Source organism: Okeania sp. KiyG1, from assembly GCF_014132355.1.
Taxonomy (GTDB): domain Bacteria; phylum Cyanobacteriota; class Cyanobacteriia; order Cyanobacteriales; family Microcoleaceae; genus Okeania.
The window spans coordinates 104703-122796 of sequence record NZ_BLZO01000089.1 but is presented as its reverse complement, the minus strand read 5'-3'; the positions used below and the strand labels follow the sequence as shown (position 1 = coordinate 122796).

Below are 18094 nucleotides of genomic sequence, written 5' to 3'. Positions count from 1 at the left end.
AGAAATAAGAAGGAGGAAGGAAAAATTTTGCGTTTTCTGAGTTTTAAGATTTTGATATGTCCGCGCCTTTTCCTTCGACTGCTATATACTAAACTTCATTCATAGATTATCTGAAACTTTCATAAGGAAATTTACCTTTTTCAGGGTCAAACCACTGATGTAAAAGTTGGGTATTTTCATCACTAGCAATAGTAGTATCAACAAATTTATCCCAATCTGGATTTTGTAATGGTAAAATACAACCATAATTTTCAAAAGTAAAAGGAATTTCAGGTATTAATTCAAACTCACTAATAGTTTTATTTTGTTGCCGAATTTCTCCTAGTAATAAAATTCCATCACTAGCAACAGCATCAATTTTACTATGATCTAATTGACTAATACCTTCAGCTCTGTTGGAAACTGACTGCCAATTTGCATTGGGATAAATAGGGCGAAATTCTTCATCAGTAGTTGAGTTTGCTAAAAATCCTATGGATACTTTTCCAGTAGTACCTCTCATGGGGTCAAATCTTTCTACATCTGTTTTTCTTACTAACAATTGAATACCTGTAGTAAAAAAAGGAATGGAAAAATCTACTATTTCTTCTCTAGTATTATTAATAGTTGTAGCAGCACAGACAATATCTAGTTTTCCATCTTGGATTAGTTGAAAACGGTTTTCTAGAGATACTTCTTGCCACTCCAATTTAATCGAACTACCAAGTTCTTGTTCTAGACGTTGATGAATTAATTTAACCAATTCAACAGAATAACCTTCTAATTGATTGGTTTCGCTGCTGATATAGCTAAAAGGAGCTGCATCACTTCTAAATCCTGCTTTTAGTACCCTAGTTTGTTGAATTTTTTCTAATACAGTTTTTTCTACAGTTTCTGCCAAAGTTGTTAGAGGAAAACTGATGAAAAATATGGTGATTAAGAAGGAAGAAGGAAGGAGGAAGAAGGAAAAAAATAACTGGAACATTAAAATTAATAGATTAATAATTTCATTGAGTTGATTAAGAAGGAAGAAGGAAGGAGGAAGAAGGAAGAAGGTAACTGGAACATTAAAATTAATGGATTAATTATTTCAGTGAGTTGATTAAGAAGGAAGAAGGAAGGAGGAAGAAGGAAGAAGGTAACTGGAACATTAAAATTAATGGATTAATTATTTCAGTGAGTTGATTAAGAAGGAAGAAGGAAGGAGGAAGAAAATAACTGGAACATCAAAATTAATGGATTAATTATTTCAGTGAGTTGATTAAGAAGGAAGAAGGAAGGAGGAAGAAAATAACTGGAACATCAAAATTAGTGAACTGATAATTTAAGTATTTATTAAGTATTTATATAGAAAAGTTGGCTTTTTGATAAGTATTTTATCTGAGATAAAAATCAGATATTGAATTATACCATACTTGACAATCAAATTTCTTGATGATTGGTAACAATTTGCTATTTAAGTAGGGATTAATATGAAAAAATCACCAAGAAACTGCTGAGGAGATAATACAATGGCAAAGGTGATTTTTTATGAAAAACCAGGTTGTAAAAACAATACCAAGCAAAAGACTTTGCTAGAAGCAGCAGGTCATCAATTAGAAACTCACAACCTGTTGAAAGAAGCTTGGACAAAAGATAATTTGCGTTTATTTTTTGGCGATCGCCCAGTAGTAGAGTGGTTTAATAAAGCTGCTCCAAAAGTTAAATCTGGAGCAGTAGTTCCCGAACAAATAGATGCTGAAACTGCTCTAACAATGATGCTGAGTGACCCATTACTTATCCGTCGTCCTCTAATGCAAGTGGGCGATCGTAGAGAAGTGGGATTTGATGTAGAAGTTGTGAATAACTGGGTTGGTTTACAAGCTGTAGATGAAACCCAGAGGGAAAAGAGTGAGGAATTGATGGGTCAAGACTTACAAACTTGTCCAAATAGTCATCATCACTAGAATTTCATACCTTTTCACGAAAGTCGTAGGAGCGAATGGCATTCGCCCTTGAATGGCATTCGCTCGTACAAAAGTAAGATTTTATAGACTTGAAACTTTGATGCCACAGTAATTTCAGGAAATTATTTCAGATATAGGGTTTGAAACTATTTGTGACATCTTTAAAGTGAATTGGTATAATAAAAGTTATACATAAATATAGTCATATATAGTCAAGTGATGTCAAATATCTTCGTTGATTTGTACAAGCATAGCTACTAAATATTTGACAACATTTAATCACTCTTGACTATCTGTATTAATGGTATAATCAAATTGGCCCAGAGTTACTGGGTTAATCAATGAGTTATGTGAACAGTTCTCTAAACATAATGAGAAAAGCAGCTCTCTTATGTCTTTGACTATGGGATAGAGGAGCCAGTGCGTTGGGCGGGTCCCCCGACTTAAAGCAACTGGCGTGGTGTTGTAGTTCACCCAGTCAGGGTAACTCCTGCAAAATAAGGATATGTCATATTTGACTATATTTTTATGAACTATCCGGAAGTTTATTTTTATCAATAAATTTGTTGAATCTCTCGTTAGAAAATTTTCTGGCGGGAGATATTTTTCATAGCAGTTATGGCAGAAGAAAGAAGAAAGAAGAAAGAAGAAAGAAGGAAGAAGAAAGAAGGAAGAAGGAAGAAGGGTAGTGGTGCATAGTAATGGTAGAGATAGTAGGGAACAAGGGAAAATTGGCTTGCGCAGCATTCAGACCTAAAAAATATTCTCGCTTAGAGAAGACCTTTTGCAAAAGTGTTAATTAAATCAATTCAAGACTATGAAATAAACAATTTCATCTCTCTATTCCCCATTCCCTATTCCCTATTCCCTGAATTCTGCAAGAAGTCTAGAGAAAAACATTTTTATTATGACTAATTAATCAGACTTGATATAATATATCCGATCGAATTAAGTATGAACAATGAAAAAAGAAAATAAAGTCTTAAAGTTGTATAATTTTTTCCAAAAATCCTCAATAAATCCACCAATTATGTTCATCAAGTTTCCCTTTTTCCTTCTGACTTATTGCTTCTTAATTCTTTCTTCTTTAACATTACCTGTCAAAGCAATAACCTTCATTACTGAACGTCCAATGTTGGAAGAAAATGACCAACTTAATTGGTCAAGCTTAGGTCAAATTTTCAACCCTTTTTCACCAGAAGACCCCAATGCGTTTTTACCAAATAAATTTTCTGCAATATCTACAGGTGGTACAGGAATAAATGTAGAAATTCCTTTCCCATCTTCCCTGCAAATAACTCCTCCTTTTGTCTTTCAAACATCATTCCCACCATTTGGTATTCCCACTAATTTTGCCGATGGTGATTTTATCTTATTTACTGGCTTTAATCCTACAACATTTCCAGCAGTAGGAAATGCCGGACCTATAACTATTAATTTTGATACTCCTGTCAAAGGAGCTGGTACTCAAATAGCTGTTGATGATACTTTTGAGTTTGAAGCGTTTATCTCAGCTTTTGACAAAGAAAATAATCTTTTAGGAACTTTTTCAGCTAATGGAACTTCTTCCTTAGCACTAGATAATTCAGCAGTATTTTTAGGAGTAAAAAGCGATATTCCAGAGATTTCAAAACTGGTTTTTAGTAGTTCTGTACCAGAACGTGCTTTGGGAATTAATAATCTTAGTATTAGCGCAGTTACTGTTGATGAACCAAGTACTATTATGGCAATTGGAATCTTGGGTTTTGGCTTGTTTTTAGGGAAAAAACGAAAATATTAGAGCTTTTTTCAAAATTTATTTAAACAATTCAAAGGTTTTTGAGTAGGTACGCCAACTGGACGTGGATAATTTATCGGAGTTTTATTTACTTTTTGCAAATATATACAGTGACGAATACTTTGACTTAAGGGAGTTTTAAATTCCTCAATAGTATGGATTTTCCCTCCTAAAATTTTGACAACTTTTTGTAAATTAACCTGTTCCTCGGTTGTAAAATTTCCCCGATATAAAATTCCCATGCCACCTATTTTTAACATTGGCAAAGCATATTCAGCACAAACTATTGTAGGGGCAACGGCTCTTAAAAGAGCAAAATCATAAATTTCTCTGTGTTTAAATATCCGACCAATTTGTTCAATTCTGTTAGTTAAAGTAAAACAATTTTTAATAGCTAAATCTGCCAAAATAGTTTCAATAAAATTAATTTTTTTGCGTGTTGAATCTAGTAAAGTAACAGTATATTGAGGTAAAGTAATAGCAACTGGTAATCCTGGAAAACCTGCACCAGTTCCAATATCAATAACCTTTTTTTCTTCTTGTGAGTTTATCTGATTTTCTAAGATAAATTTAATGCCTCTAAGGGAATCCCAAAAATGCTTTTCCCAAAAATCTTCTGGGGTAGTAATTCTAGTTAAATTTAACTTTTTATTGCCAATAAGAATCAACCGATAAAGTTGCTGAAATTGTTGTTGTTGTTCTGCTGTTGGTTGCCAATTTAATGTTTCCTGCCAAAGAGAATTCATTTCAGGCAATATCTGGTTATCATTATCATTCATTTCGCTTTTTATAGGGAACAGGGAATAAAGTCAAAAGTCAAAAGTCAAAAGTTAAAAGTTAAAAGTAATATTTTATGGACTCAAAACTTTGACACTACAGTAATTTACGGAAGTCAAAAGTCAAAAGTTAAAAGTTAAAAGTAATATTTTATCCCACATTCCGCACTTCAATTTGTAATATCATGTTCGGATAATCAGTTATAAATAAAATTTAAGGACTGACAATACCGACTGTACCAAAGAAATACTGAAACTATCTTTACTTTTCTCCAATATTTCCTCTTTTTCTCCTTTCTTCCCTCCTGACTCCTGAGGACTGACTCCTGAGGACTCACAACAGTTATTTATAAGTATTCAACCGAACATGATATAACATGAAAATTAGTATAAAATCCTTTAGGTTACTTAGGTATTTATACTATATAAATTATCTTCATTTATCTCGATCAGGAGTCAAATTCTCAGTTAAGTATTAAGCATGAATACTTACTGAATCTTTGATTTAGATTGACCACGATAATTTTTTCTTACTTTTGACTTTTGACTTAGCATATTCATAGCAAACATTTATAAAACAGGTAATTCTAAATTCTTAATTTTTAATTCTTACTTCTTACTTTTGACTTTTGACTTGGCATATTCGTAGCAAACATTTATAAAACAGGTAATTCTAAATTCTTAATTTTTAATTCTAAATTCTTAATTTTTAATTCTTACTTTTGACTTTTGACTTTTGAATTTTGACTTGAAAAGGCTTTTTAATTTTGACTTTTAAAGACTTGACATAGCTGACGATCGCTATCAGAAACATTAGGATTAGTATGTAAATAATCACTCACCCAACTACAACCTTTCTCTAACAAATTATCCAATGCCAAATTCCACAAAATAATAGTGTTATCTCTACTACCTGAAGCCAACAATTTACCATCAGGACTAAAACTAACGCTCATCACACTATCTCCATGACCGCTCAAAGTTTTCAATAAATTCCCATCATTAAGACCCCATAATTTCACTTTACCATCATAACTAGATGAAGCAATTACCTGACCATCAGGACTAAAACTAACACTGGTTACACTATCACTAGAACCTTTTAAAAAAGTTTTCAATAACTCACCATCTACACTCCAGAGTTTGACCATATTATCATAACTAGCCGTAGCGATCGCCTGACCATCAGGACTAAAACTTACCCCCAACACCCAATTATCATGAGCAGGAATAGTTCTGAGCAACTCACCATCCATACTCCACAGTTTCACAGTACCATCATCACTGGCAGAAGCAAGCATTTTGCCATCAGGACTGAAACTAACACTATTGACCCATTTTTTATGACCAACTAAAGTTTTGAGTAATTTACCTTTGCGGTTCCACAACTTGACTGTTTTATCTTTACTAGCAGAAGCAATAATTTGATTGTTTGGACTAAAGCTGACACTCATTACACTATCACTATGCCCGATAAGATTAATATTCTTAGAGATAGGATAAGCAGAATGATAATTTATATTCCAATTCCAATCAAGACAAATATTTCTAATATCCTTTGAACAACATTGTAGCCTAGTTAAAAATTCTACTTGTAGGGACGTTGCATGCAACGTCCCTACTGGGGGGATATTAGTCAAATTGCTATAGTTTCCTTCTTCAAAATATTGATTTGTAGAAAAATTGAACTGTGGTAAAAGGGTAATTTTATGGGGAAATAAAGTAATAATTTTGCTGAAGGGAACTAGACAAAAATTACCTATTTTCACGAAACATCCAATCTCCCCTACTCCCCTACTCCCCCAGTCCCCTACTCTCTTACCTATCCGTATATCCGTGCCATAATCCGTGTGAGTCGCTCCCCCACTCCCCCACTCCCCAACTCCTCCTCGTGGTTGCCAATACCTGGAATAATCAAGTAATCCTGAATTCCAGATTTTCTCTGGATAGTTAAGATACCACAACCTTACTGTATTGTCATAACTACCAGAAGCAAGAATTTCACCATCAGGACTAAAATTTACACTTGCGACTCTATCTGTATGTCCCTGAAGAGTCTTGAGTAACTTACCTGTAGGACTCCATAGTTTAATCGTGTTATCTTGAGATGCAGAAGCTAACATATTACCATCTTCATTGAAAGTCACACCCAGAACTCTGTGTTGATGTCCTCGTAGAATATTGAGAGAACTGTTTTTGAGACTCCACAATTTAATAGTTTTGTCATAACTTGCTGAAGCCAAGGTCTGACCATTGGGGCTAAAACTAACCTGAGTAACTTTGTCTCCATGACCAGCAAAAGTCTTCAACATACTTCCATCTCGGTTCCAAATTTTGATAGTATTATCCGCACTAGAGGAAGCTATTATTTGACCATCAGGGGAAAAGTTAGCGCTGAGAACTTCTTGCTTGTGCCCGACAAGTTTAGTTTCCAGAGTAACTCTGTTTCTAGAAAAGCGCCAAATTTTAACTGTTCGGTCTCCTCCTCCTGTAGCTATGCTGCGACCATCAGGAGAAAAATTGACACTGTAGACTGCATAATTATTATTGTCATTTCTATGTTTTAAAGTTGCCAATAGTCTACCCTTGAGGTTCCATAGTTTGACAGTGCCATTTGCATTAGCAGCCGCAATGACTTGTCCATCTGGGCTAAAACTAACTGAATTGACAACAGCTTTGGTTTTAATTGTTCTGAGTAGTGTTCCTGTTTTGTTCCAAATTTTGATGGTTTTGTCTTGGGAACCCGATGCTAATATTTTACTATCTGGACTGAAGCTAACTGCTGTTACTTCATCCCTATGACTTTTCAGGTTCAAAGGCTTAATTTTTGTTTGCTGGAGGTTCCATATTTTAACTGTGCGGTCATGGGAAGCAGAAGCTAGATATTTTCCATCTGAGCTAAAACTAATTCTGCTGACACTATCTGTATGACCTTTTAATGTCTTTTCTAATTTGCCATCGTGGGTCCATAATTTGATGGTTTTATCTACACTAGCAGAAGCAATTAAATTACCTTGAGGCTGAAAAGTTACACTCCAAACTACGTCACCATGTCCTTCTAAATGATTATATTCTTTGACTCCATAAACTGCTTGCTGTAGGGAAGCTGCAATTCGATATTCGGTTTCATTTGATAGATGATTTTCACCTAATGATTGTTTGATATTTGTCCATTTTTCACCTGCTCTAAGACCTTCTATCAGAGCATCAAATTTATAATCTGAAAAAAATAATGCTTCAGAAGCAGCAGTCATGCTATTAATATCTGCTCGGTATCTTTGAGCATCTGCCACCTGTTTTTGAAATATTGTTCTCTGCCAAAAACCTAGTGTGGCGATGGTTGAAAGTGACATGGAAATAATTCCAACTATTGCTACTGCTAGTTGTCGTTTTAAGGCAATATTTAGTTGAGTTTGACTAATGATTTTTTCACTTTCCGCCTGTTTTTTAGCGATTTCTGCTTGCTTAACTTCTACTTCAGCTTGGAGTAATCTTTCTTCTAAATTAAATCTTTGACGGATTGGTTTTACTAAATAATCATGAACTAGCTGATAGTGTTTTTCATTGGATTCTTTTCTGACAAATAATAACCCTGAATCTATTAAAATTTCTAATATTAATTCTGGCAGATTAAGTTCTTTTTCTCAGTAAAATCAAGTTGATTTTTAGCGGCTTTATCTAATTTATGATTAGACGTAGATAGCAAATTTTGTTTGGTAAATTGTTCAATTCTTTCTAATAATTCTGTTTGAGTTCTACTAGCTCTGGTTAAATTATCATTAGTCAGTGCAAACAAAATTTGCATGGTAGTTTCTTCATTTTTCTTACCACAATCTACAATTACTTGCTCCAAAAACTTTTTAATCAATTTTTCCTTAGCTTCTTGTGGATTAATACCAAACTTTTTCTGAAATCGGTCTAAGGTTTTAATGGGAGGTTTTTCCTCTTGTAGTTGACTTCCTACTACTTGCAATTCAATCGGACGAATCTTATTTCCTTCATCTGCTAAACCATCAACAATTACATCAATTAATTTAGGTTCTAAATTAAATTTAGCTCTTTTGTCAAACATTCTATAACAGTGTAAGCATCTTCTCTAGAAAAATCTCTTAAATGGTAACGAATTTGTTTATCTAAAATATTATTGTTAATGGCATCTAGATAATTAATAAAATCACATTCTAATAAATAATGTAAATAATCTTCTCTCATGGATAAAATTATTTTTACAAAGGGCAGATTGAGACAATCTCGCATAAATGTATAGAATGCTTCTCTCTCTTCACTGGTATTGCTAATAAAAAAAAATTCTTCAAATTGATCGAATATTATTACTGTTAATAAATTCCTCTCTGCATTGTTTTTTAAAGTTTGTAAAATCGATGATTCTACCGCTTTAAATTTATCTGTAATGTAACGCAAATATGGAGTAATTTTTTCCGTTACTAAATCAGATTTTCTTGAGTTATTTGATGCTGCATTTTCTGAATAATTTATTTCCGGTTTTATGAGATTCTGATCCAGTCGAAACTTTCTTTTGTTATCTAAAGCTTTTTGTAAACAATTTGCTAATGTTTCCAGCCAGTCACTATATACTTGTACTACTACTGGTATCGTATTTCTTGCTGAAATACTAATATTATTTAAAGCTGGTACTAATCCAGCCTTAACTAGAGAACTTTTACCAACACCAGAACGACCATGAATAATAGTTAATTTGTGGTCATCTCGACTAATTCTTTCTAGGAGATTATTAATATCTTTTTGCCTACTAGAAGCAGTTAATTCTTCTGGTAAATTCTGATAATAATCTAGTGATTCTTTGGGATAAACTTGCTTTTGTGGTTGTAATTGAGATGCACCAATAAAAGCTATCAATCCATATTGATGACCAATTTGTTTCTGTGTTTTTTTGAGACGAAAAGCTTCTAGATATTTTCCTTGGTAATAATAAAGCGATCGCAATTCTGTTAAAATCTCTAAATAAATTTTTGGGTCTCTAACTTTTTGAGTTTTTAAACTATTTTGAATTGCATTTCTTTCTGTGACTTCAGCTATTTCTAAATATTCAATAGCTTCTTTTTGCCTGTCTAGTTTTTTGAGGCTCCTTGCTAGTAAAAATAAGTATCTATTTTTTCTGTTGGTAATGTTATATCCGTTGCATAAAATAAAGTATTAAGTGCTTTTTCAGATAGCTTCAGCGCTTGTTCCCAATTAGATTTTTGTAAAGCTACTTCTGCGAGAAAACCATAATCTTGTGCTACTTGTAAATCATTTCCATATTCTTGATGTATTTTTAGCCCTTCTATGGCAATAACTTCTAATTCCCCCCAAGCTTTTTTCTTTTCTATAACTTGCCCTAGTGTTGCAATAACTTGAGCTACTAAGCTAAAAGAATTAACTTTTTCAAATAACTGTTTTGATTCTTGAAGTTTCAGTTTTGCTTGTTGTAACTCTGGAAAATTAGGTGGAGAGTTTTGAGTAGATTTCAGATAGTAACATAGGGCTATATTATATAAAATTATTCCTTGCCTTTCCAAGATAAATCTGCTGCTAATAATTGACACACCAGAAGACTTGGATTTATCTAGATAACATTGCTCCCTAACCTCATTTTTCCATAAACTTAAACTTTCTTGATAATGAAAAATAGCAGCATCTATCTTTTCACTGTAATAGTCATCTCGACCAAGAATTAACTCAATATTAGCCTTAAGAATTGGTTCTAAATATTGAGCGCGATTTTTTAAGTCTTTGAGAGCTAACTCAATTTCTTGACGTTTATTTTTACCTAATCCTTGAAAAGAAGAACAATTGCATTGAACATCGCAATTGTAGAGTAAAAAAGTAGAGATTGTATTATTTGTTGATAAAGGTATTATTTGTTTTTCATCACTAAACTCATTTATCCAATAATTCTCTACTTCCAGTCTCAGTAAACTTATTAGATCGCAAGCTGCTAGTTCAAATTTGATTGTCGCTGCTGCCCAACTTTTAAAATCAGGCGCTAGTTTAATTAGTTTAGCCAACAGCTCATCTGTTATCCATAAAACCAAAGGAAAATTAAACTTTTTCCGAAATTCATCCCTCACCTGATTAGTAGATATCAGTAGCTCATCTATTGCCTCTACTTTTTCCAAATCAAACACCATTAATGCTGATGGTTTGGGAGATTCATCTAGTTGTTTATCAATAGTTGTGTAAAGAGTTTTAACAGTTTTTGGTAATACTATTTCTTGAATTCCTACCGAAGGTAAATCTCTTAATTGCATAACAATTGTTTGCTGTAAACATTTATAGTTACAGAAAACTAAAATCAGTGAAAATTGTCCTTGAGAAAGAGTTATAGACCTAATTAATCTTTTGAACGATCGCTGATTGTAGATGATACTTTCTTCAAGATTTTTCAAATCTTTCATAGTTAAAAGGAAGAAGGAAGAAGGAAGGAGGAAGAAGGAAGGAGGAAGAAGGCAGAAGGCAGAAGGCAGAAGGGAAGAAAAGATTAGAAGGGATAAAGTTTTTATCACTAATTATCCGGATATAATATAACTATTGTTAACGCCCGTACAAAAGTTAAAAGTTAAAAGTCATGTGAACTCAAAAGTCAAAAGTAAGAAAATTTAAGTTAAAAATTAAAAGGAAGAAATTAAAAGTCAATTAACCACTATTTTTTCTCCTGACTCCTGAATTCTGAAGTCAAAATTCAAAAGTCAAAAGTGATATGAAGTCAAAATTCAAAAGTCAAAAGTCAAAAGTGATATGAAGTCAAAATTCAAAAGTCAAAAGTCAAAAGTAATAAATTTTAAGTTAAAAGTCAATTAACCACTATTTTTTCTCCTGACTCCTGAATTCTGAAGTCAAAATTCAAAATTCAAAAGTGATATGAAGTCAAAATTCAAAAGTCAAAAGTCAAAAGTGATAAATTTTAAGTTAAAAGTTAAAAATTATAAATTATAAAATTAGAAGTTAAAAGTCAATTAACCACTATTTTTTCTCCTGAATCCTGAATTCTGAAGTCAAAATTCAAAATTCAAAAGTCAAAAGTAATCAATTTTAAGTTAAAAGCTAAAAGCTAAAAGCTAAAAATTAAAAGTTAAAAGTCAATTAACCACTATTTTTTTCTCCTGACTCCTGACTCCTGAAGTCAAAATTCAAAAGTCAAAAGTCAAAAGTAATCAATTTTAAGTTAAAAGTTAAAAGCTAAAAATTAAAACTTAAAAGTCAATTAACCACTATTTTTTTCTCCTGACTCCTGAATTCTGAAGTCAAAATTCAAAATTCAAAAGTCAAAAGTAATCAATTTTAAGTTAAAAGCTAAAAGCTAAAAATTAAAACTTAAAAGTCAATTAACCACTATTTTTTTCTCCTGACTCCTGAATTCTGAATTCTGAATTCTGTTTGCGAAGCATTCCGTAGGAAATTCTAATTATCATTAATCCAATTAGCATACCTTTTAGTTTCTGCCAAAACCGGATTAATTCCAAACCAATGACCATCCCGGTCTCGATATTCAAACACAAACATACTTCGCAGTAAAGTTTGACATTCTTCCTCTCCTGTCACCCTTTGATTTTGTACTACTTTAAATAACAATTCCCACTCATCAAAAGTAATAGCTCTGAGCAAGTCATCTCGATATTCCTGAATTACATTTTCTAAACACTTACGAGAAAAAGGAGGGTCCTCTTGCTGTAGACAGCTATAGAGCAACATCAATAGTCGTCGCATGTGACCCCCACTAATACGGCAAAGTCGATTAAGAGTTTCAGGGGCGTCAAATAGAGTTGAGATTAATTCTAGACGTTCTTGAGATGATATATCTGGAAAAGCTCTAGCTAAAACCATTTGTTGTAACAACGACATTCCTGGTTCATAGTCATTAGGTTCCATCGTCGGTTTTTTGCTCCTGACTTGTACCGGCACCATCGGTAATACTTTTGGCTTAACTCCAAATCTACTGGATAATCTGCCATAATCATTAGAGAACATTAAAGTGAGGGGTATTGTGTAAACCACATGACAGTTTAGCTTTTTCAGTTGCTCTCCTCGGTCAACAAATAAATATTCTGGTTGAGTACGTCCCCATGACTTGGGTGAATTATCTACCCGGTCTAGGTTATCAACAATCACCACAAGTCCTTGTTTACCCCTGCGTTTCAGTTCAGTATTAGCTCGCCCCAGTAACTCTTTATTAATTGATTCTAGAATAGTGCTAGTTCGTGGTTCTAGATATTGTCTTAATTGAGAACGTAGTTTGGGAGAATCTTTAGTTTTAGCAGTAATTTTAGCAATACCAACAGATACCTCTGCCTCTCCTGAAAGTTGGATGGGGGTTTGTAATACCTCTGATATTTCCGTAAATAGCTTTTGGAAATAGCCTGGTTTGAGTTGAATCTTAGCTTGCTCCATATTTTCACTGACTTGACGAGCGATCGCCAGTAAAATATCACTAATGTCTACATCCCCCATATCTAAGTCTTCAGAGGATTCAAAATAAACAACACGATATCCTTGTTTTTCTAGTTTATCTTTCAATCGAAATAGTTCAGTGGACTTACCACAACCTATATGTCCTGTAAATAGTTGACAAGTTGGATGATTTCCAGATAGTAGTGTTATTGTTCTTTCTAATTCTCGAATAATGTCACTACCTCTAACACTGGCAAAATCTATGTAATATTTTTCATCTTCAGGATGTCCTACTATCAAGGTCTTGCTAGGGTTACAGGATTTGTAAAATTTAATTAAGTCAAGAGCCTCTAACACAGATTTTCCCATAACAAAAAAAAAGATAACATTATATCGTACTTAACTGTTTTATTCTCTTTAATTTTTTGAATATGGGCAAGAGGTATATTAACCCTTAGGTACTTAAACCTTAATAGTAATATTTGATAAAATTGAGTATAAAAACGAACAGAGAAGAAAATAAATTAGATATTTTTTCTATCTAAAATTGGAGTGATTAGTTAAAGAAATCTATAGGTGTAGAAATATCTATAAATCATAAAGAATTAACGATAATTTCACTGTTTTCTGTTCCCTAAACATTTCAAATATCTCAAAACTAAAATAATAATTAGGGCTTGCTGAAAAAGTCTTTTTGCGCTTGGTAGGGAGTAGGGGCGAATCGCGATTCGCCCGTACAGGAGTAGGGAGTAGTGAAGAGTCAAGAGGAATAAGGAGTTGTAGAGGACGTACAAAGGAAAAATTATTCCCAGATTGTTCTGCTTCTATCTTACGCCAATACTCACTTTTTGAGCTTTCCGTAAGGCAAAAAACTGGTACTTTTTCAGTGCCTAAAAAGGCCAAAACCTTTATAGCTCAAGACTTTTATATTTAATCAGCAAACCCTAATTATGTAAGCAAACATCGGTCATATTCACTAAATTCAAAAGTCAAAAGTAAGAATTAAAAAGTTATATTTTAAGTACTTAAAACCTCTAATATACAGTAATTTAAGCTTATTATTTGAATTCATCAGTTATAGCAGCAGAAACAAAGAGTGCGGACATTTATAAAGGATAAAACTCGGTCAGGAATTACTTTTAACTTTTGACTTTTGACTTTTGCCTTATTATCAAAATAATTGGGTCGCGCCACCCCGCCTTTTAAGGCGAAATATTTTTGGAGAGTTGCTCAAATCGCCGTTACAAAAATAACTTCTGTACGGGTGGTTTCCGTTCCGGAATACTTCGTAAACGCGTAATTAGGAGCATTCCGTAGGAAACCACCCCTACTGACTTTTGACTTCTGACTTCGTTAACTAGGGTAGCATTAAAAACATTAACTAATTAGTAAGTAAGTATAAAGAAATAAATGGCTAATAGTATTGCATCAGTTTCTCGAGATGACTTGTCAAGTCGGCGACAAATATTGCTGCGTCAAAGACGATTAAGATTAGTAGTTATAATATGGCAAATACTAGCAGTTGGTGGTTTAGCAGGAACTTTACTATGGGCAATTACTCAGCCAATTTGGCTAATAACTAAACAGGAGCAGTTAAGCGTAGAAGGTAATCAATTACTTTCAGACCGAGCAATATTATCACTAATTCCTTTAGAATATCCTCAGTCTCTTTGGAAAATTCAACCACAGGTACTAGCTAAAAATTTAGAGTCCCACGGCCCAATTGCTCGAGCAAAAATTAGTCGGCAGTTATTTCCCCCGAATTTAAAGATTGAGATTACAGAAAGACGTCCTGTAGCAATTACTCAACTAAAAAGTAAAGTAGGTGCTGGTAACTCACAAAAAATGGGGTGGTTAGATGCCGAAGGGAACTGGATACCTCTAGAAAGTTTTTCTGCTCTAGAAAGAATTCAATCCTTACCTACTTTAAAAGTAATTGGTTTTACTGAACAATATCGTAAATATTGGCATCTTTTATACCAAAGTCTAAGTCGTAGCCCTGTTAAAGTGTTCGAGATTAATTGGCAAGATCCAAGAAACTTAATTCTAACAACTGAACTGGGAATAGTTCATCTAGGACAGTACAGCTCTCGATTTAGCGAGCAATTAAACGTTCTAGACCAAATGCGAGAATTACCAAATAAAATTGATGCTCGCCGAATTGCCTATATCGATTTGAAAAATCCAGAATCTCCTTTAATCCAATTACCAAATAAATCTAGAGGAATTAAAATTCAGTCGAATTAAATCGACAATAATTTCAAAGTATATTAAAATATAGCCTTGAATTTTATAAAAAGTCCAAAGTAAATTTAACCTAATGTCGCAAGAATTTCCTATCCCTCTATTATTTATGGTGGGGATAAATAGCCACCAGTGGATAATCCGCAGGAGCGACCACTTTCAGCAAATCTTGTGCCATAATAATTTGTTGTTAACCTGAGTTTTTCTGCCTTATTTTGTACAGAGCCATCAAAGTCAGAATCTACCCATCATTAGAGCAATCCCAAAAACTAACTCAAGTCATGGGGTGTGCTAGATGGTGGTGGAATTATGCCTTAAACCTGTGCAATGAAACTTATCAACAAACAGGCCATGGATTAAGCCAAGTTGCTCTCAATCAAGTTTTGCCCAAGCTCAAAAAGTCACAAGAAACCGTATGGCTCAAGGAATGTTATTCTCAAGTTTTGCAGTCAATAACCCTCAATTTAACTAAGGCATTTAAGAACTTTTTTGAAAAAAGGGCTAAGTACCCGAGATTCAAATCTTATCATGGGAAACAATCCTGTCAATATCCTCAAGACACTCAAGTAGTTGACAATGGAGTGAAAATCCCTCAAGTCGGAGTAATTAAAGCCTCAATTCATAGATTATTTGACGGTCAATTAAAAACTTTCAAGAATTTAGAATTTAGAATTTAGAATTACCTCTTCTTATAAACTTAAGAGGATTGGATAAAAGGATTTTTTTTCTTCTCTTGGTCGATTGGATATGGTGAGGAGACCGCTCTTATCAGAGCCGCTCCGAATTGCGCCATCCCTCGACCGCTTTTTCTCCATGAATGGAGAGGCTTTATACCTGAATTTTTCGGTAACTATAACTAAAACGCCTACCCGAAATTATTATGCCTCATTGTTGTTCGACACTGAACAGCAAACTCCGGAAGTTTTGTTAACTGGTAAGATTATTGGTATAGATCTGGGATTAAAAGATTTCTGTATTACCCATGATGGTAGTAAAACTGCAAAATATACTAATCCGAAACGCCTGAAAAAACATCAGAAAAATTTAGCAAGAAAACAAGCTAATTTAGCTCGTAAGAAAAAAGGAAGTAAGTCAAGATAAAAAGCACGCAAGCTAGTGTCTAGAGTTTACTAACGTATTAGTAATGCCAGTCAAGACTTTCTACATAAATTATCCAGAAAAATCGTCAACGATAATCAGGTAGTGGTTGTTGAAAATTGAAATATCAAGGGTATGGTTTCCTAGGTCATGCTGCGCAAATGTAATCATAAACTAGCTAAAGCAATATCTGATTTGGGATGGGGAATGTTTGTCAATTTTGTTGAGTATAAACTACAACAAAAAGGAGGTTTGCTAATAGAAATTGACAGATGGTTTCCTAGTTCTAAAACTTGCTGTAATTGTCTTTACCAAATGTCAGAAATGCCATTAGATGTGAGAGAATGGACTTGTCCTAGTTGTGGCACACACCACGATAGAGATGAAAATGCCAGTAAAAACATAAGAGCAGAAAACATTAGACAACTATACGGTCTTGGAAGGACTGCTGCTGTTCGCGCAGCGTCCCGTAGGGAAGGAGGGGAAGTAAGACCAAAAAGTGGGCAAAAGTCTGTCTTGAGGCATTCCCCTGTGAGTTCAGAAGTCCCAACTTCAGCGTAGCAAGTTGGGGTAAATACAGAAAGCAAAAACTTATCTAAAGTTCATCAAACTTACTCATAATTATAGCTATCAAACTAAAATGAGTAATTTTGCTCAGTTGTCTATTCATTGAGTCGTTATCAGCTACAATTAGGATATGAAGCTAGTTGAACGTCATGTTATTACCAAATCACATTATTTGTGGTCAGAAATAGACCACAAGGCTTTTTGTCGAAAAATTTATTCAATTTAGCTAACTATTATTATCGCCAACATTTCTTTGAAAACAAAAAGAAACTAAGCTTTAATCAACTGTATCACCAGGTATCTAAAAGTGAAGATGATCAAGCTTTACCTACCAAAGTAAGTAAGCAAATAATCATTGAAGATTAGACTCAGCTTGGAGTAGTTATTTTGCGGCTTTAAAAGAGTGGCAAAAACAGTCAAATAAATTTTTAGGGAAACCAAAAATCCCCAAATATAAACAGAAAACATGCATGCCGAAATATTCTGCCCTATCCTGATGAATCAATATACAAAAAACCTTAAAAAAAGGAATTTGTCATCTGTCAATGAGTGAAATAAAAATCCACACTTCACAGACAGAAATAATAGAAACCAGAATTATCCCCAAAAGTAGCTGTTACATAATAGAAATAGTCTATGAAAAATCGGAGTCAACAACAGAAAATCAACAAATAGCAGGAGTAGATTTAGGAGTAAATAACTTAATAGCTGTAACGACAAATCAAACAGGAACTACACCTCTGTTGATTAAAGGCAGACCATTAAAAGCAATTAACACCTTTTATAATAAACAACGCTCTTATTTACAATCTCAATTAAAAATCAGCCACAATCAAAGTAATTCTCATCGGTTAAAAAAATTAACTCACATTCATGTCGGCTCTTAGCCGAAACGAAATTGTCGAGTAGAAAACTATCTCCATACAGCAAGTAAAAGGGTAATAGATTGGTGTATCAAGCATGAAATAGGAACCTTAATTATTGGGCAGAATCAGACTTGGAAACAAGAGATAAAATTAGGAAAAAGAACAATCAACAATTTGTGAATATCCCTCACTATAGGTTAATAGAGATGTTAAGGTATAAAGCCCAACTAAGAGGAATAAAAGTAATAATTACCGAAGAATCCTATACATCTCAATCGAGCTGTTTAGATGGGGATGATTTACCGAAATATGGAGAACAAAAACCGAAATTTAGTGGAAAAAGAGTAACAAGAGGGTTGTATAAAACCAGGGAAAATAAATTATTAAATGCAGATGTAAATGGGTCGTTTAATATAATTAAAAAGTAATTCC

The 18094-nt window shown here is 33.5% G+C and carries 18 protein-coding genes; 11 read left to right on the top strand and 7 right to left on the bottom strand.

Annotation, left to right across the window (positions count from 1 at the left end):
- Window positions 1-106 precede the first annotated feature (106 nt).
- Window positions 107-880, bottom strand: a complete 774-nt coding sequence (locus SAGCYANO_RS20485) for an amino acid ABC transporter substrate-binding protein (protein WP_202221751.1) — start codon at window positions 878-880, stop codon at window positions 107-109.
- A gap of 610 nt (window positions 881-1490) precedes the next feature.
- Between SAGCYANO_RS20485 and SAGCYANO_RS20480 the strand changes: the two genes are divergently transcribed.
- The 3 genes from SAGCYANO_RS20480 to SAGCYANO_RS20475 all read left to right on the top strand — a co-directional run bounded on the left by SAGCYANO_RS20480 (window position 1491) and on the right by SAGCYANO_RS20475 (window position 3705).
- Window positions 1491-1925, top strand: coding sequence for an ArsC/Spx/MgsR family protein (locus tag SAGCYANO_RS20480; protein WP_202221750.1), 435 nt, complete (start codon window positions 1491-1493; stop codon window positions 1923-1925).
- A gap of 566 nt (window positions 1926-2491) precedes the next feature.
- Window positions 2492-2614 (top strand): hypothetical protein, encoded by a 123-nt coding sequence (locus SAGCYANO_RS47835; RefSeq protein WP_255502626.1) that lies wholly within the window; start codon window positions 2492-2494, stop codon window positions 2612-2614.
- Window positions 2615-2886: 272 nt separating this feature from the next.
- On the top strand, window positions 2887-3705 hold the full coding sequence (locus SAGCYANO_RS20475; RefSeq protein ID WP_202221749.1) for a hypothetical protein: 819 nt from the start codon (window positions 2887-2889) through the stop codon (window positions 3703-3705).
- An 8-nt stretch (window positions 3706-3713) separates the two neighbouring features.
- On the opposite strand, the gene rsmG is transcribed toward SAGCYANO_RS20475, so the two are convergent.
- The 5 genes from rsmG to SAGCYANO_RS20450 all read right to left on the bottom strand — a co-directional run bounded on the left by rsmG (window position 3714) and on the right by SAGCYANO_RS20450 (window position 10750).
- Window positions 3714-4481: a 16S rRNA (guanine(527)-N(7))-methyltransferase RsmG gene (gene rsmG, locus SAGCYANO_RS20470; RefSeq protein WP_202221748.1), complete on the bottom strand. Its 768-nt coding sequence runs from the start codon at window positions 4479-4481 to the stop codon at window positions 3714-3716.
- Between the two features lie 758 nt (window positions 4482-5239).
- A complete protein-coding gene (locus tag SAGCYANO_RS50540) occupies window positions 5240-7831 on the bottom strand; it encodes a WD40 repeat domain-containing protein (protein WP_202221747.1) in 2592 nt (863 codons plus the stop codon).
- A gap of 263 nt (window positions 7832-8094) precedes the next feature.
- Window positions 8095-8550, bottom strand: a complete 456-nt coding sequence (locus SAGCYANO_RS20460) for a hypothetical protein (protein ID WP_202221746.1) — start codon at window positions 8548-8550, stop codon at window positions 8095-8097.
- Window positions 8520-9443 carry an AAA family ATPase gene (locus tag SAGCYANO_RS20455; protein WP_202221745.1) on the bottom strand — a complete coding sequence of 308 codons (924 nt, stop codon included), beginning with the start codon at window positions 9441-9443 and terminating at the stop codon, window positions 8520-8522. The genes SAGCYANO_RS20460 and SAGCYANO_RS20455 overlap by 31 nt, the downstream gene beginning before the upstream one ends.
- 146 nt (window positions 9444-9589) lie before the next feature.
- Window positions 9590-10750 carry a hypothetical protein gene (locus SAGCYANO_RS20450; RefSeq protein WP_237396417.1) on the bottom strand — a complete coding sequence of 387 codons (1161 nt, stop codon included), beginning with the start codon at window positions 10748-10750 and terminating at the stop codon, window positions 9590-9592.
- Window positions 10751-10862: 112 nt separating this feature from the next.
- Here SAGCYANO_RS20450 and SAGCYANO_RS20445 point away from each other — a divergent pair, with 112 nt between their 5' ends.
- The gene (locus SAGCYANO_RS20445) at window positions 10863-11027 is read left to right on the top strand and encodes a hypothetical protein (RefSeq protein WP_202221743.1); all 165 of its coding nucleotides are present in this window, start codon (window positions 10863-10865) and stop codon (window positions 11025-11027) included.
- Window positions 11028-11900: 873 nt separating this feature from the next.
- Here SAGCYANO_RS20445 and SAGCYANO_RS20440 read toward each other — a convergent pair.
- Window positions 11901-13256 (bottom strand): AAA family ATPase, encoded by a 1356-nt coding sequence (locus tag SAGCYANO_RS20440; protein WP_202221742.1) that lies wholly within the window; start codon window positions 13254-13256, stop codon window positions 11901-11903.
- A 1041-nt stretch (window positions 13257-14297) separates the two neighbouring features.
- On the opposite strand from SAGCYANO_RS20440, the gene SAGCYANO_RS20435 reads away from it, so the two are divergent.
- The 7 genes from SAGCYANO_RS20435 to SAGCYANO_RS20405 all read left to right on the top strand — a co-directional run bounded on the left by SAGCYANO_RS20435 (window position 14298) and on the right by SAGCYANO_RS20405 (window position 18090).
- Complete coding sequence (locus SAGCYANO_RS20435; RefSeq protein ID WP_202221741.1) at window positions 14298-15134, top strand: cell division protein FtsQ/DivIB; 837 nt, start codon at window positions 14298-14300, stop codon at window positions 15132-15134.
- Window positions 15135-15346: 212 nt separating this feature from the next.
- A complete protein-coding gene (locus SAGCYANO_RS20430; protein WP_202221740.1) occupies window positions 15347-15808 on the top strand; it encodes a helix-turn-helix domain-containing protein in 462 nt (153 codons plus the stop codon).
- A gap of 70 nt (window positions 15809-15878) precedes the next feature.
- Window positions 15879-16232: a transposase gene (locus SAGCYANO_RS50535; protein WP_202221739.1), complete on the top strand. Its 354-nt coding sequence runs from the start codon at window positions 15879-15881 to the stop codon at window positions 16230-16232.
- Window positions 16233-16379: 147 nt separating this feature from the next.
- Window positions 16380-16790 (top strand): RNA-guided endonuclease TnpB family protein, encoded by a 411-nt coding sequence (locus SAGCYANO_RS50530; protein ID WP_202221738.1) that lies wholly within the window; start codon window positions 16380-16382, stop codon window positions 16788-16790.
- A gap of 180 nt (window positions 16791-16970) precedes the next feature.
- Window positions 16971-17162, top strand: a complete 192-nt coding sequence (locus tag SAGCYANO_RS20415) for a hypothetical protein (RefSeq protein WP_202221737.1) — start codon at window positions 16971-16973, stop codon at window positions 17160-17162.
- Window positions 17163-17341: 179 nt separating this feature from the next.
- Window positions 17342-17683: a transposase gene (locus tag SAGCYANO_RS20410; RefSeq protein ID WP_202221736.1), complete on the top strand. Its 342-nt coding sequence runs from the start codon at window positions 17342-17344 to the stop codon at window positions 17681-17683.
- A gap of 110 nt (window positions 17684-17793) precedes the next feature.
- Window positions 17794-18090, top strand: a complete 297-nt coding sequence (locus SAGCYANO_RS20405) for a transposase (protein ID WP_237396415.1) — start codon at window positions 17794-17796, stop codon at window positions 18088-18090.
- Window positions 18091-18094: the final 4 nt, after the last annotated feature.

Coding starts and splice junctions, on each gene's coding strand:
- SAGCYANO_RS20480 (WP_202221750.1), top strand. CDS start 1,491: ATGGCAAAGGTGATTTTTTATGAAAAACCAGGTTGTAAAAACAATACC.
- SAGCYANO_RS20475 (WP_202221749.1), top strand. CDS start 2,887: ATGAAAAAAGAAAATAAAGTCTTAAAGTTGTATAATTTTTTCCAAAAA.
- rsmG (WP_202221748.1), bottom strand. CDS start 4,481: ATGAATGATAATGATAACCAGATATTGCCTGAAATGAATTCTCTTTGG.
- SAGCYANO_RS50540 (WP_202221747.1), bottom strand. CDS start 7,831: ATGTCACTTTCAACCATCGCCACACTAGGTTTTTGGCAGAGAACAATA.
- SAGCYANO_RS20460 (WP_202221746.1), bottom strand. CDS start 8,550: ATGTTTGACAAAAGAGCTAAATTTAATTTAGAACCTAAATTAATTGAT.
- SAGCYANO_RS20450 (WP_237396417.1), bottom strand. CDS start 10,750: ATGCAATTAAGAGATTTACCTTCGGTAGGAATTCAAGAAATAGTATTA.
- SAGCYANO_RS20445 (WP_202221743.1), top strand. CDS start 10,863: ATGATACTTTCTTCAAGATTTTTCAAATCTTTCATAGTTAAAAGGAAG.
- SAGCYANO_RS20440 (WP_202221742.1), bottom strand. CDS start 13,256: ATGGGAAAATCTGTGTTAGAGGCTCTTGACTTAATTAAATTTTACAAA.
- SAGCYANO_RS20435 (WP_202221741.1), top strand. CDS start 14,298: ATGGCTAATAGTATTGCATCAGTTTCTCGAGATGACTTGTCAAGTCGG.
- SAGCYANO_RS50535 (WP_202221739.1), top strand. CDS start 15,879: ATGGTGAGGAGACCGCTCTTATCAGAGCCGCTCCGAATTGCGCCATCC.
- SAGCYANO_RS50530 (WP_202221738.1), top strand. CDS start 16,380: ATGCTGCGCAAATGTAATCATAAACTAGCTAAAGCAATATCTGATTTG.
- SAGCYANO_RS20410 (WP_202221736.1), top strand. CDS start 17,342: ATGAGTGAAATAAAAATCCACACTTCACAGACAGAAATAATAGAAACC.